Origin of the sequence: Shewanella sp. MTB7 (assembly GCF_027571385.1) — a bacterium.
Classification (GTDB): domain Bacteria; phylum Pseudomonadota; class Gammaproteobacteria; order Enterobacterales; family Shewanellaceae; genus Shewanella.
In genome coordinates, this window is record NZ_CP085636.1 from 6094938 (window position 1) to 6108983 (window position 14046).

Genomic DNA, 14046 nt, shown 5'->3' on the forward strand with positions numbered 1-14046 from the left:
CATGCTTAATCAAGAATTAGCCATTGGTTTTGATACCATGGGTGCCGGTGACAGTATCAACAATCAAATCTACCCGTTTAAAGTGACGTCACCGGATGCAGCGACCATCGTTGCGGGGCGAGGCTCAGGGCAAGCCCTGCAAATGACACCTGGCGCGACGTTGCAGTATTTGCCAGATGATAATCGTGTCGGTCCGTGGGGAGTCTCTGTGGGCTGTGCCATCAAGTATACCCAGCTTGCTCCTGCTGATGAGGCGTTAATTTGTGGCGCGTTCTATACCGATACAGCGATAACATTCACGGAGTTGTTAGCAACCGAGGACTATACCGCCCTTATCATCAAATCCGGCAGCGTGTGGTTATATGAAAAACACCAAGGCGTGCTGAAAACAACGGACATCACCTCATTTTCGCCAGCGAATTGGCTGTATTTCGAGTTTAGAACCACGACCAATGCAACCACATCGACAAGCTATTGGACTCGAGTGTATTTACATGGCGTTCAACTACTGGGTTTCTCCAGTAAAGCGCGCTCCAACATGCCGTTAAGGGTCGTGTATGCGGCCACACAATCGGGCGCTATCATGATTGATGATGTCTACACGCATGTTCAAGTATCAACCGCGAATCATGTGGTATTGGCATCAGCAAAAGTAAAGTGCTTGCCGTTAACGGAAGTGCTAGAAACATCCTGGTCTGTGGAAGGCGCAGAGCCTGAGCATACAGCCCTTAATGACTTAAACGACAGCACTGGCATACAAAGCGCGAATGCAGCCAAGGGCAAATATAGGATAAGCAATGATGTGCAATCGGTTCATCTGGTTAACTACCACATCAGGGCGCGCAGTGATAACAGCAGTGGTGTGATGCAGATTAACGCTGGAAAAGTAGGATCATCAAACGAGTCAGCGTTGACCACTATCGGCGCCACCGCAGAGTTAAGAACCAACATTATTCGCGGGGTCGCTCATCCTCAGTACAGCTGGGAGCGAGATTTGAATGACGGCGCTAGCTTGATTTTACGGACGTAACATGGACATTACGCAAGCAAACGTTGAAGTATTAACGACTGAAAAAGCGCCCATGGATGTGGCGCAAGTCAGTGTCGAGGTATTAACCACGTTCAGCGGCGTTGATATCACTCAAGCGAGTGTTGAAGCGTTAACGACTGAGCAATCGCCAATGGCCGTATCAGTTGCCAGTGTCGAGGTGCTAACCACATACAGCGGGGTTGATATTACTCAAGCAAATGTTGAAGTGTTAACCACAGAGCAATCACATTTCAATGTTTCACAAGTCAGTGTTGAAGTGTTGACCGTGGCCCCGCTGGTGATATCACTGCGAACGCTGGCGATAAAGCTCGGGGTTAAAAAGTCGCTGCGTGCAGTATGTGAGGCGACAAATACTCGTTCACTGCGTGCGGCATGGACTGTGGCTTATAAGGATTAAAGATTAAAGGACAATTGGCCATCATCTAGGGCAAACCCTGCTGCGTGATTGCCCCGCATGGTGTGAATAACGCCTGCAATGGTTGAATCGACTTTGAATCGAGTGAGACAGTTCTCATCTAAACAGTCGCAGTAAAGCACTTGGTAGCCAACGGCGATCCTCTTACTGGTACGAATAGTCGTTTTATTGCCGTCGCAAACAGGGCAGATCGCTTTAAAGACAGGCATCGGCATATTCAGCTTATAGAAGGGGAATTGAGAGCATTGTCGCAGTGAAAGTTAATTGTGGCAAGGGATGCTATTTTAATATAGGTGAGATTCATCATTATAATAAATGATATATACTGTATATTTAAACAGTGTGATGACATTAAATGAAACCAATACTCTGCATCAGATGTGGCAAAAAATTGTGTTATATCGAGCATGGACATATAACAATAAAGTGCCCACGTTGTAAATTTATTACTGAACAGAACACCCCGAGTGTCCACGCTGGAACACGCAGTAATGCAAAAGAAACTAACGCTCCTCAATTGTGATTGTTTAACCTCACTCAAGACGTTACCAGATAACAGTATTGACCTGATTGTCACCGACCCTCCGTATTACAAAGTAAAACGGGATGCTTGGGATAACCAATGGGCCACGCAAGAGGAGTTCTTATCCTGGCTTGATTGTGTCGCTTTGGAGTTATGGCGGGTATTAAAGCCTTCGGGCACGCTGTATTTGTTTTGCAGCTCTCGCCTTAGCGCTGAAACGGAGCTGCTACTTAAGCAGCGCTTTGATGTTCTGAATCATATCGTGTGGACCAAGCCAAGCGGCCCGTGGAATCGAGCATGCAAAGAAACGCTACGCTCATTTTTCCCCGCGACTGAGCGTATCATCATGTGTGGCCACTATGATTCGGAAGGCTTTGCCAAAGGGAGCTCGAATTATCACATCAAGTGCCAGGACTTAAAAGGTAAGGTGTTTGCGCCACTCATCAATTACTTTAAAGATGCTAAAGAACGACTGAATGTACCGGCTAAAGAGATCAACAAAGCCACCAGTACCCAAATGTCATCTCATTGGTTCAGCAGCTCACAATGGAAGTTACCGACCGCGAAACAATACGCACAACTGCAGGAGTTGTTCGCACGGTACGAGCATGATGCGCTTGAAGCTTCACATGAGGATTTAACCGGGCGATTTACTGCCTTAAATCATGACTACCTGATGCTAGTTCGTCAGTACGATGATTTAAAGGCGGAGTATCAATCTCTTAGGCGACCGTTTACGGTGATCAAAGAGGTGCCATTTACGGATGTATGGTCATTTGCATCAGTGCCATATTATCCTGGTAAGCATCCATGCGAAAAGCCGGCGCCACTGCTTGAGCATATTATCGCTGCGAGCAGTCGTGAGGATGAAGTAGTCCTGGACTGTTTTATGGGGAGCGGTTCGACAGGTAAAGCAGCATTGAAGCTAGGGCGACAGTTTATCGGTATAGAGATGGATGCAAAGATTTTTAATCAAACGATAAGCGGTTTTAAGTAGTGGCACGGTAATCAATAAAAACCGCCAATTAAGGCGGTTTTTTCATTCCTAACGGTTAGGTGTGGTCAGTGAATTGCCAGTTCCTTGCTGAGCAAGGCTTTCAAGGCGATATTTAAGCCCCTTGCGGTGCGTTTTTAACTTTCTAACGGTTACATGTGGTCAATATGTGGTAACGCATAAATAAAACTATAATTAAACCAATAGATTAAGCCCATATAGCAGACCTCTCTTGAGGGCTTTATTATTTATTGAGAATTAAAAAGTTAACTCTTTCTGCGTAAGAGATTGATTGCCGAGCGCCAAAAAACAACTTCTTTGACACAAAGAAAAATCAATACCAGCAGGTTACCAACAGCCAGCAAAATAAACAGCTCCGTTATCTGCCACCCTAGTACCTGTAGTACCAACATGGCTAATAGCGCTGATGTGATCATAAATAGGGCATTGAGAATGTTATTTGCCGCAATGACTTGCGCTCTCTCACTTGAGTTAGCCCTAGATTGGATAAAGCTATATAAGGGCACTATATAGATCCCCCCACTGACTCCTATCATAAAGAGATCAAACATAAGACGGAAATGGTTTGTGGTCATCATAAAATCGATCGCGTCATACACAAGCGCCACCGAACTTGGTATCGCAAATACAAAATCGATACCAAATAGAGCCAGTCCACACAAGCCTAGTGGTACAACTCCAAGCTCAACTATCCCTTTAGATAAACGTACCGAGATAAAGGAACCACTGGCGATACCCAATGAAAACAGGGCTAATAGCACTGAAACAACACTAGGATCAGAGAAAAGAAATAACCGGGTAAAGTTCGGAAATTGAGTCAGATAGGTAGCACCAAGAAACCAGAACCAACTAATACCTATGATTGCAGCCCAAATTTCATGATGTTGAGACACCCACTTAAGGATTTTCCAGCTTCCTTTTCGAGGCAGATGTTGTGCGCCATCATCCGCAGGCAAAGCGGGGATATTCCAACTAGCAATCACACCTATCGCCGCCAAAACAACCACCAGTACAGCCGCGATTGCTAAAGCATGCTCACTCGATACCAGTACTCCGGCACCAACAGTACCACACAAGATAGCAAGAAAAGTACTGACCTCAACCCAGGCATTACCACGAACTAACTCTTCAGGTTTTAGCGTTTGAGGTAGAAGTGCATATTTCACTGGTCCAAAATAGGCTGATTGAGTTCCCATTAAAAACAATAAAAATAGCATAGACAGATAGCTTTGGTTCACAATAGCAAACGCTGCACAACTCATAAGCACGAGCTCAACCAACTTAATTCGCCGAATAAGCCAAGCTTTATCTTTAGAATCGGCAAGACAACCAGCGTGGGCTGAAAACAGTAAGAAGGGGAGAATAAACACACCTGCAGCGACATTAACAAACAAGTTTATCGACATAGGTAATTGTTCAACACTGGCATAAGCCACCATCAAGAGCAGCACGTTTTTATACACATTGTCATTTAATGCACCTAGGCATTGAGTGACAAAATAGGGGAAAAAACGGCGACTAAAAAACATGCGACGAGATCTGCTCCGGTTTGAAGTAGCTCATTAATAACCTAGCTTCACCTTCACCAAAATAGTCACTTTCAAACCCCGTTTGTATAAATCCGAGCTTAAGATAGAGCGATTGGGCACCATTATCCGGTGCCACAGTCAGCTGGAGTTGAGTTACACCTGCAGGCAAATGAGCTAACAAATGTGATATCAATTTTCGACCAATCCCCTTACCGCGCTGCTTATCACAAACAGCTAGTGATAAAAGCCAACAAAGATGAGGCTCAGCCCCGGATGTAGCTAATAGATACCCAACAACATTAGCGCTATTATCTTTAGCCACTAAAAAACCAGCAGGCCAACAATCAAGGGCTTGTCTAAAGAAAAAGTCCGGATAACTATGGTCATGGAAACAACGCTGTTCGAGAGCATCTACGCCTTGAAGATCATTCTTTTCAGCAAGGCATACGTGTGTTAAATCACTCATTAATTAGGATCTGATCCCACTCCAATTGAGGTGAACCTACCACAATAAAATTAGGATTTCCTAAACTCTCTCTCTCGTTATAGGTGAGAGGCTGCAGGTTAATATCCATTATTTCCCCGCCTGCTTCTTCAACAATAATCTGAGCTGCACCGGTGTCCCACTCACCCGTTGGACCAATACGAACATAACAATCCGCCTTACCTTCGGCAATTAAGCAACTTTTCAGTGCTGCACCACCTAATACGATCAAATCACAATGCTTGGCATGACTAAACAGTTTAAGGACAGACTTAGGATCTTGACGACGACTCACCGCCAACGTTAAGGCAGGATCTTTGCTCTGGGGGAGCTGACGACTCATAATGCGGCACTCTGACTGATGATCACGCTTATAAGCACCTAAGCCCGCAATTGCATAATAGCAAACCTCGGTCATAGGCACATAGACGACACCCATTATGGGGCGATTGTGTTCAACTAAAGCGATAATGACAGAAAAATCACCACTTCCAGCTATAAATTCCCCCGTGCCATCTAAGGGATCAACTAACCAATATCGCTCCCAATGCTGCCGTATCGCAAAAGGGATATTGGCATCCTCTTCGGATAAAACGGGGATATTTGGTGTTAATACCTGTAATGCTACAGTGATAATATTGTGCGCAGCAATATCAGCTGAAGTCACAGGTGTATTATCTGACTTTGTCTCTTTTTCAAATGTTCCTTTCAGATAGATATCGCGGATCTCCTTACCCGCCACCATGGCAATCTCAATCACCTGTTCAACATAATCTTCTGGCTTCATAACGGCTCCAACAGCCTATAACTTTCTACTTAACAGATTTAAACGAGTACTAATTTTCTTACTATAGTTTTAGGTATTTCTGAGCTAAAAACAAGGCGCTTACACTTCTTGATTCCGAAAAATCTTCTTGTTCCAGTAATGCTTGCCACTGCTTAATCGGCCAAGGAACAAGCTCTATCGGCTCAGGTTCATCCCCTTCAAGCTTACTTTCATAAAGATCTTCGGCAATAAATATCTGCATCCTGCTGGCAAAATAACCCGGAGCTAAACTGAGTTCCATCAAATGAGTCAGTTTTCTAGCACCATAGCCAATCTCTTCCTGCAGTTCACGGTTTGCCGCCTCATGAGCCTCCTCTCCAGGATCGATTAATCCCTTAGGGAAACCTAGCTCGTAACTATGAGTGCCGGCTGCATATTCACGACCTAATAATAAAGTATCCCGATTAAGCACAGGTACTATCATCACAGCCCCACCATTATTACCCTTCATTCTTTCATAATGTCGTTCGACCTGATTCGAGAATTTTAGGTGCACCTGCTCAATTTTAAACAAACGACTCTGGGCAACGATTTCTGCTGCTAAAATCTCTGGCTTCTTGTCATTCATGAAAATCCCTGACTAAAATTGATATTTCAGTATAATCTTACTACATATACCCAAAATACTTCAAAGAACACAAACTATGTTTCCTTGGAATAAAATTGATACTGTATTACTTGATATGGACGGTACCCTACTCGATCTGCATTTCGACAATCATTTTTGGCTGCAAATCGTTCCCTATGAACTCAGTTGTCAGAAGGGAATTAGCACACAAGACGCCATGAAATTAGTTGAGTCGTCCTATGGCAAAGTATTTGGTACTTTGCAATGGTATTGCTTTGATTTTTGGCAGCAGGAGTTGGGATTAGATATTTTAGCTTTGCATAAAATATCGGCAGACAAGATTAAGCTAAGACAGGACAGCATGCCGTTTCTCAACGCACTTGAATCGCAGAATAAATCTCGTATCTTAGCCACCAATGCTCACCCCAAAAGCTTAGCATTAAAGCTTGAGCAAACAGAGTTAGGCCTAGGCTTAGATCAAGTGATTTCAAGTCATGAAACCGGTTACCCCAAGGAACATCCTCTTTTTTGGCGACACCTATTTAAGCAGTTCTCTTTGGAGCCGTCACGGTGCCTGTTTATCGACGACAGCGAAGCGATCTTACACGCATCTAAAAAAGCCGGAGTGGGTTATCAACTTGGCATCACCAACCCTGACAGCCAAAAACCAGACAAGGCTTTTAGCGATTTCCCTGCAATCGGGGATTTCCACATCCTACTGGATGACCTATTAGCAAAATGATTTGTCAGCCGTTCAAATGAACGCTAATGACATTTTCTACGGGTTAGTTGTAGCGTTAGCTAAATCACTACGACCCCTTTGTTCTTTCGCTCTACATTTTAGAGACAAAGATAAAAATCTCTCACCACGGAGCGCTGCACGGAGATCACGGAGAAGAGCTGGAGTTTTTGCTGTTGATTTTCTACGTGGCACTCTGTGTTCCAACAACATCTCTGTTTAATGGCCACTTCGGCTCCAGCCTCTCGCTCGAAGAGTTTCACTTTAAGATTACCGCAATTAGCTACGACCCATCTATTCTCGCTTTATTCTCGACCCCTTTGTTCTCAAGACCTGACCCTGAGCTTCATTTTTTACAGATCAAATTATTCTGATGGTCAAAAATATTACTAGTATTAACAGAATGAGTATCAATTTGTAGGTAGGAAGCTTAGCTAGAATAATCAATAGTTGAACCATAGTAATCACCATAAAGTAGACATGGTGTAAGTGTGAGGTTTTCTTAGTTTATAATCAGGGGTACAAAAAAGAACATCAGTAGCTTAGCCCTACAAATGGTCGCTCAGCTAGTTCCAAATGTAGCACCTCCGACGGGGTAAATTTAAGTTTTAGCGGTTTCTGAAGTCCTCTCTTAGCAAAATGAAAATCAAACAGTTCAGCTAATGAGTAATGCTTTAAGTGCTCTTCATAATAACCATGTATTAGGTGATACACAGGTCTACTTGACCTATGAATAATACGCTTGAGGTTTTCTAACCTTGATTTTGGATCTTGTAATTTAGAACGATCAGATTCATATGCACGAGCACTCCAAGATAGAAGCTCCTCAAAAGACTTGTCAGCACTATTCAAAATGGCATTGTTATATGCCGTGTATGCGTGGTAAGCCTGTAGTCGCTGTTCTAAGCGATGTGTTCCCTTCGATATTGTTTGATCTATTAGCTTCCAAGGCTGTTTGATCAACCATGCATTCTGAATATCTTCTGGCTGTTCTTTAAACATAGATACAAGCTTGCCATCATAGATTCGGCTATAAGCGCTGATCATCGAAGTAAAAAATCTAATTCTGTGTGAGATTTCTTTTGGCTTTTGTGAGGGGTACGCAAGTAAAGCTAAATACTGTGCACAACCAATTGTACCGTCCAGAATTAGGTATGTTTGAGCAAAGTTAGCTTGGTAGGAGATAAATATCTGATCTATTTCGTGATCAATCTCTTTCTTATTATTTTGATAAAACTCGTAAAATTCATCCACTCTTTACTCCTTGGATAAAGGGGGCCGAATCCATTAGCCAAAATCGAAGAGATAAACACTCGGGTGTAGATGCAGCAGTGAGCTTCGATGACATGGATGTCATCGTAGAGACTACAGGGAGCGTACTTGCGGCGTCTCACTGAGGTATCTGCACATAAGCATGCTGCAAGCAATAAACACCAATTCAGCTATGGTATTAGGCCGATAACCTAATACCGATACAGTTCAATGAATTAAACTTAATAAAGATATTTGAAACTTGTTATCAGACAAGTAAGCTAACCTGATTAAGCAACCCCTTTCTTAAGCTAAAGGGGGATTCGTCCTTGGTAACTAATTGGATAATAACCTTGGCTATCTTTTTTACCTAAAAAGCCTAGTGCTTTCTTAAGATCTTCTGGCTGAGAGGAGACTTCTTTAATTTTGGCCGAAACCTGCACCATCTTGTCCGCTTTCACTACAACGGTGCCATCGAGACCCAACTGATTCATCCCTTCATCGGATCTCACTTTAATATTACCATCTTCACAACTCAGTCCTAGCTCGATATCACCCAACGGGTAGTTACCGAATTGATTCGTCACCCGTACAGTATTCAGAAATAGCTTACCATTTAACTGTTCACACCAAGGCTGACCTTGTTGGAGTCTTTCGACAAACAAGCTGATTTCACCATTCACTTCGGTGCGAAAAGGCAGACGAGTATTGCCTAATAGAAAACTGCTCGGTGCTTCAAACCTTATCCCTTCAGCGTCGATACCGGACATAGACAGAGTCACGAGTCCTTTGCCGTTAACCGCAGAACCGCGATTACCGATCACAAGATCTAACTTAGCCTTACCCAAAAACAATCCCCAAGGGCTTAGCTGCCAGCGAACCTGTTCGAGCTGTCGTCGCTGTATTTTTAAGGTTTCAATTTTGCCGGACCAAATAGAGCCAGAAACACCAGCGACACTGATATTGTTTGGCAGCGGCGCCAGTTTAACAGCGACACTTGCCGGAAACAGTACGATCATAAAAACCAAATAAATCGCCACGCCCAAAATAATCTTTTTCGTTAAGTTCACTACAATACCTTAATTAAAACAATCGGCTCTTTACTGTGAAAGCTGGATACGACGAACCTTAACCAAACCAGGTAGATCGGATTCTGCAAGGTCGATACTATCCAGTGATAAGCCTTTGACCTGTACCAACTCATTTAAATAACCCAGTAATGCATCGAAAGGAACGTCATCCATCCAAATTTGAATCTTATTACCCTGGGGCTGCATACGAGTGATTTCGAGACCAAAGGAACCAGCAGTCTGATTCACCGCAGCACTTAAACTACCTTTAAAACTCGTCTCATTGCCTCTCAGTTTTAAACCCGCAATCTTGTTTGCTGTCTGTTTAACAAAATTCAGCGTGTTCTGTTGAGCCTTTAGGCCGCGTTCAGCGTCCGACTCAGCGTTGACCATGGGAGTCCAGATCCCCCAATATAAAATAGCTAATAACAAAAAACCGCCACAAGTTCCAACCAGTTGCTGCTCTCGTAGGATCAGTCCACTCCACCAAGCTTTCAAGTTATCCATCTTATCTACTCCTCAGTGTTAGTGTGCTAGTCACTGAGTCTTCGCCACTGTTCATAGCCCCAGAATCGAGCTGATAGGAAGCTGAGGCGATAGTTTTAAACTGCTCTATTTGAGCATAACTCTTCGCGATGACCTGCATTCTTAACTCACCGCGGGCACTATCAAAACGTAAGGTTACTGGCTTTAATGCTGGCACTTTAATAAAAGCAGGTTCTAGGCCTTGAAGCATGGTGAAAAACTCACTGCCACCGCCACTTCCCTGCATGCTACGCAACTGTTTGTCCATCTGAGATCTCAGATTTACAATTCTGGAACTGCCCGGTACAGCTTGTTTATAGATGGCTTCACTTTCTGCTTTCAATCTCACCTGTTCAGTGTTCATTTGGTGAATATTAAGGCCTTTACTTACTAGACCTAGCACCAAGGCAACCCCAATCACAATGGCTACATTGCGCCACAAAGATAGATTTTTACCATACTCACGTTTAGGGGTATAGACACCAGACAACAGGTTTAATGGCGCAGAAAGAATTCCCTTTGCCAACACTAGCATCGGCAACTCAAGAGCCTGAGGTTTGATATCTGTGCCTGCAAATGCCAACTCACTATGGCCAGCAACGGTAACTAGGGCCTCTTGCCCTTCTGGAAACATTTTTGGCAAGACTAAATCCAACCAATCCGCTGGTAGACTGACACCGGAAGCCTCACCTGTTCTGACTAAATATTCTTGGTTAAACTGAATCGCAGCCCATTGGCATCCATCAAGAGGCAGAGCTAAACAATCAGGCACTAGACTTTTAACCTTTAGTCCCGCTTCACTTAACCAACTCATCCAGTCTTGCATCTGTTGATGTGAAACTACTGCGACACTCAAGGTTCCATCAGTACGCGGACCCGGTACAAAGTGAAGCTTTTCAACATTTTCAGCTAGGGACTCTTCAAGCATAAATGGCAACGCCTGAATAGCTTGACGCTGCCCTTTCTCTGGCAGTTCAACAGAGGTTAACGTGATCGCTGAAGCTGGCACTAATACGTCCACTGGACGATTACCCGCGCGCTCAGTTAAACTTGCTAGTGCTGTCGCATCTTTTAGTTCACCCGAAGCAATAATCTCTTGCTCCTGTTCGGACCACACCAACCAAGAGCAAACTTGCTCTGAACTTGTCCCTAAGCGAATAAATAATCTTTCACTCACATTCATTCTCCACCTATCTCATGGCACTTTGCCGATAAGATGTCATTATTTTTATTCTGCCACTCACGCAACAGTATGGCTACTTCTGCCCACCAAACTGCCGAGTTAATATATCAAAATTCGAACCTTCAGCCTTCATCACACTCTCTAAACGAAAGGTTGCCGTATCCACCTTAGCACCGGCTTCAAGCAAAAAATATTTACTCTCAACCACAAAACTAGAACCTAAAGCCGCATTCGCTGACAACAAGCTGACTACTGATGAGTTATCTTTAAAATCTTCTATTGTTTCAAAACCATCGCCTGGACGTTGATTAATAATACTTTCAGCCTCACTGACTGACATCTTGTCATCAAACATGCCAGCTAACAGTGCAGCCTGCTCGACCTTGACTGTATTTACATTCAATAACTGCTGATCATTGCCTGGGATAGCGCAGATATAGGGTAACAACTTAAGATAAATATCCTGAGAGTATCCCATCACAGCTCTTAGCTCACTTCGATGATTCATCAAAGTATTCGCCGCGCGATAGGGCACATTACGAGACTCGTATTCAGCGTCTTCTGCACCAAATGGACTCGCCGTGGTATCTTCATCGAGATAGTCTTTCAAGGTATGAGTCAGACGCTCCGCAGAAAATTCATCCATACCTAAAGCAACCAGTAACCCCTTGTATTGGATAGCAGCGAGGGGCAACTTAGGCTGGCCGCTGCCATCTAATTCACCTTTAGTATCCACGGACAGAGCATTAAGGTTAAAACAAGCACGCATATCGCTTATTTTACCGCCAATCTCTCCATGTTCTGCAGGGAAGACCACATCAGCTTGAGCCCAATACTGTTGCAGATGGACCCGACCTTCAGAGTCATCTAAATCTTGTTTTAACACCTTTTTAGTCAACTCTTCCGCTGAGAGTGCATACCAATAGGCCTGATCATATTGGGCTAAATTTAAGGTACGGCGCATCGACAGTTGGTTGCGACTGTTGATATTAGTCGCAATAATCGCCACCATTGCCACAATAAGCAGCACCACAATCAGGGCTACACCCTTTTGTTGCTTTGGCAGCTTACCCACTAACCATTCCCCTTATCACGACCATTTTCGTCAGTATCACCGCCGTTGTTATCACCGCCGTTGTTATCACCGCCGTTGTTATCACCGCCGTTGTTATTACCGCCGTTGTTATTACCGCCGTTGTTATTGCCGCCGTTGTTATTGCCGCCGTTGTTATTGCCGCCGTTGTTACTGCCGCCGTTGTTATTACCGCTGCCTGAATCTGGTCTAGCACCGACGGGCAGTAGAAACTTACGCTGAATTTTTCCTAACCCTTCAAGTTCAATCTCCATAGCGATCGCTTTAGGTAAGTCAGTGGCCTCTACTTTTCGCTCCCACTTATCTTCCATAAAGAAGGAATACTCCACAGAGATGACATCTTTCATTACTATGGTTTTAATCGGATCACTACCAAATTCAGGCTCAGGATAAGGGTAATACCAACGCTCTAGATTATTATCTCTTACGACATAAGCAACGGATTGAATACTGCCACGAGGCAGAATGCCATCGGGATTTAGCCAGCCTAATCGGAAAAAGACGATGGCTTCAGATTCAGAATCTAAAATGTCCGAACCCGTTTGAAAAACCGTACTACCACGACCTCCTTCGAGCAAGCGTGGTGTCCGCGCGACCATTTGGCTGAAGTCCCGCTCTAAGGCACCGAAACCTTGTTGTATCGCCTTGAGTTTATTTGAAAACTCTTTGGTGACTTCATCGTTACGCATTACCGTTTGCAATACTGCATTTGAGGCAAGGCCTAACATGGCAAATATCGCGATAGCCACGAGCATCTCAATCAGAGTAAAACCTACGCTGCTATTTTTCTTGATTAAATACATAGCTACTTACCTGAGCGGCAATACGTTCAAAACGCTGATCATCACTCACGCTAACTCGGATCATGCGAAATTTATCATCTGTGGTCTTTACCACTTCCTTACGCCAGTACCAATCTTTACCCGCAAGTTCAGTTTGGTCCTCTTTTTTACCTAGCTCAGGAAACTTGGTCTCTAACCTAGCATCGACCATCACGTTATCAGCCACCCATTGGGCATAAGTACGTTGTTCTAAAATGGGCATATTCGCCATCTGCTCACCTAAGCTTTTGGTGATCGATACCGCTGCAATCGAAAAAACCGCCAGTGCAACGATAACCTCAAGCAAGGTCATCCCCTTGGCTTTACTGCTATTACCGCATTTAACGTTAGCGATCATCGAAGCCATCGTTTCTCCCTAGCGTTAACCGTCCCAATGCATCACCAACCACTAAAGCTTCAACCTCTTTACCTCTTTCATCTTCACTGACAAACATCAGCTCAAATGCACTCATCTCTCCACTTGGAAATAACAAGATTTGCGGTTCAGGAAACTTCTTCTTATCCTCTTCGGACTTTTCAATCAATGGCTCTTCAAACCAAGAGTCCTTCTCTTCATCGTCCTGCACTAAAGGCAGGCCGTCGAGTACGAGGTCAATACGCACTCCAGCTTCCATCTGTCTCTCGCCTAAAATTCTGTCGTTAGTCAGAGGTTTCCATTTACCCTCGTCATAGATGACATATTTATAGCTCTCCTTTTCGACGACGATACCGATGAAATGACCGCTAAGCACAGTTTCATCGAGCACCATCTCTGTCGCTGCCATAAACTGTTGAGCCGTTTTCTCTAGATCACGTTGCTTATCGGCACCACTCATGCTCATGGTCACAGCAGAAGCGGCCATTCCCATTAAGAGAATGACCAATAACACTTCCATTAAGGTAAAGCCCTTTTGATGGGAATATCTCATCAAATATCTGTCCTAAGCGTCATG

The 14046-nt window shown here is 44.0% G+C and carries 17 protein-coding genes; 4 read left to right on the top strand and 13 right to left on the bottom strand.

Features of this window, described 5'->3' with window-relative positions; genetic code table 11:
- The first annotated feature begins 1 nt into the window (after position 1).
- Together HWQ47_RS26675 and HWQ47_RS26680 are read left to right on the top strand one after the other, a co-directional pair.
- Positions 2 to 1030, top strand: a complete 1029-nt coding sequence (locus HWQ47_RS26675; RefSeq protein WP_269968951.1) for a hypothetical protein — start codon at positions 2 to 4, stop codon at positions 1028 to 1030.
- 1 nt (position 1031) lies between these two features.
- Positions 1032 to 1448 carry a hypothetical protein gene (locus HWQ47_RS26680; RefSeq protein ID WP_269968952.1) on the top strand — a complete coding sequence of 139 codons (417 nt, stop codon included), beginning with the start codon at positions 1032 to 1034 and terminating at the stop codon, positions 1446 to 1448.
- Here the strand turns inward: HWQ47_RS26680 and HWQ47_RS26685 are convergent.
- A complete protein-coding gene (locus tag HWQ47_RS26685; RefSeq protein WP_269968953.1) occupies positions 1445 to 1675 on the bottom strand; it encodes a hypothetical protein in 231 nt (76 codons plus the stop codon). The genes HWQ47_RS26680 and HWQ47_RS26685 overlap by 4 nt on opposite strands.
- A 282-nt stretch (positions 1676 to 1957) precedes the next feature.
- Between HWQ47_RS26685 and HWQ47_RS26690 the strand changes: the two genes are divergently transcribed.
- Positions 1958 to 2986, top strand: coding sequence for a DNA-methyltransferase (locus HWQ47_RS26690; RefSeq protein ID WP_269968954.1), 1029 nt, complete (start codon positions 1958 to 1960; stop codon positions 2984 to 2986).
- A gap of 263 nt (positions 2987 to 3249) precedes the next feature.
- Here HWQ47_RS26690 and HWQ47_RS26695 read toward each other — a convergent pair whose 3' ends face one another.
- From HWQ47_RS26695 to nudE, 4 genes are all read right to left on the bottom strand, one after another.
- A complete protein-coding gene (locus tag HWQ47_RS26695; RefSeq protein ID WP_269968955.1) occupies positions 3250 to 4533 on the bottom strand; it encodes an MFS transporter in 1284 nt (427 codons plus the stop codon).
- Positions 4523 to 4999 (bottom strand): GNAT family N-acetyltransferase, encoded by a 477-nt coding sequence (locus HWQ47_RS26700; RefSeq protein WP_269968956.1) that lies wholly within the window; start codon positions 4997 to 4999, stop codon positions 4523 to 4525. The genes HWQ47_RS26695 and HWQ47_RS26700 overlap by 11 nt, the downstream gene beginning before the upstream one ends.
- Positions 4992 to 5804 carry a 3'(2'),5'-bisphosphate nucleotidase CysQ gene (gene cysQ / locus HWQ47_RS26705; RefSeq protein WP_269968957.1) on the bottom strand — a complete coding sequence of 271 codons (813 nt, stop codon included), beginning with the start codon at positions 5802 to 5804 and terminating at the stop codon, positions 4992 to 4994. The genes HWQ47_RS26700 and cysQ overlap by 8 nt, the downstream gene beginning before the upstream one ends.
- A 61-nt stretch (positions 5805 to 5865) precedes the next feature.
- Positions 5866 to 6411 (bottom strand): ADP compounds hydrolase NudE, encoded by a 546-nt coding sequence (gene nudE, locus HWQ47_RS26710; protein ID WP_269968958.1) that lies wholly within the window; start codon positions 6409 to 6411, stop codon positions 5866 to 5868.
- Between the two features lie 76 nt (positions 6412 to 6487).
- Here nudE and yrfG point away from each other — a divergent pair, with 76 nt between their 5' ends.
- Positions 6488 to 7153, top strand: coding sequence for a GMP/IMP nucleotidase (yrfG, locus tag HWQ47_RS26715; RefSeq protein ID WP_269968959.1), 666 nt, complete (start codon positions 6488 to 6490; stop codon positions 7151 to 7153).
- A 531-nt stretch (positions 7154 to 7684) separates the two neighbouring features.
- Here yrfG and HWQ47_RS26720 read toward each other — a convergent pair.
- The 8 genes from HWQ47_RS26720 to gspH form a co-directional block, all read right to left on the bottom strand.
- On the bottom strand, positions 7685 to 8404 hold the full coding sequence (locus HWQ47_RS26720; protein ID WP_269968960.1) for a hypothetical protein: 720 nt from the start codon (positions 8402 to 8404) through the stop codon (positions 7685 to 7687).
- A 308-nt stretch (positions 8405 to 8712) separates the two neighbouring features.
- A complete protein-coding gene (locus tag HWQ47_RS26725) occupies positions 8713 to 9471 on the bottom strand; it encodes a type II secretion system protein N (protein ID WP_269968961.1) in 759 nt (252 codons plus the stop codon).
- 30 nt (positions 9472 to 9501) lie between these two features.
- Entirely contained in the window at positions 9502 to 9978 is a 477-nt protein-coding gene (locus HWQ47_RS26730; RefSeq protein ID WP_269968962.1) for a type II secretion system protein M, read from the bottom strand.
- 1 nt (position 9979) lies between these two features.
- Positions 9980 to 11173: a type II secretion system protein GspL gene (gene gspL, locus HWQ47_RS26735; RefSeq protein ID WP_269968963.1), complete on the bottom strand. Its 1194-nt coding sequence runs from the start codon at positions 11171 to 11173 to the stop codon at positions 9980 to 9982.
- A 79-nt stretch (positions 11174 to 11252) separates the two neighbouring features.
- A complete protein-coding gene (gene gspK / locus HWQ47_RS26740; RefSeq protein WP_269968964.1) occupies positions 11253 to 12254 on the bottom strand; it encodes a type II secretion system minor pseudopilin GspK in 1002 nt (333 codons plus the stop codon).
- Positions 12254 to 13075 carry a type II secretion system minor pseudopilin GspJ gene (gene gspJ, locus HWQ47_RS26745; protein ID WP_269968965.1) on the bottom strand — a complete coding sequence of 274 codons (822 nt, stop codon included), beginning with the start codon at positions 13073 to 13075 and terminating at the stop codon, positions 12254 to 12256. The genes gspK and gspJ overlap by 1 nt, the downstream gene beginning before the upstream one ends.
- Positions 13053 to 13451 carry a type II secretion system minor pseudopilin GspI gene (gene gspI / locus HWQ47_RS26750; protein ID WP_269971868.1) on the bottom strand — a complete coding sequence of 133 codons (399 nt, stop codon included), beginning with the start codon at positions 13449 to 13451 and terminating at the stop codon, positions 13053 to 13055. The genes gspJ and gspI overlap by 23 nt, the downstream gene beginning before the upstream one ends.
- Positions 13441 to 14022: a type II secretion system minor pseudopilin GspH gene (gene gspH, locus HWQ47_RS26755; protein WP_269968966.1), complete on the bottom strand. Its 582-nt coding sequence runs from the start codon at positions 14020 to 14022 to the stop codon at positions 13441 to 13443. Before gspH ends, gspI begins: the two co-directional genes overlap by 11 nt.
- Between the last annotated feature and the right edge of the window lie 24 nt (positions 14023 to 14046).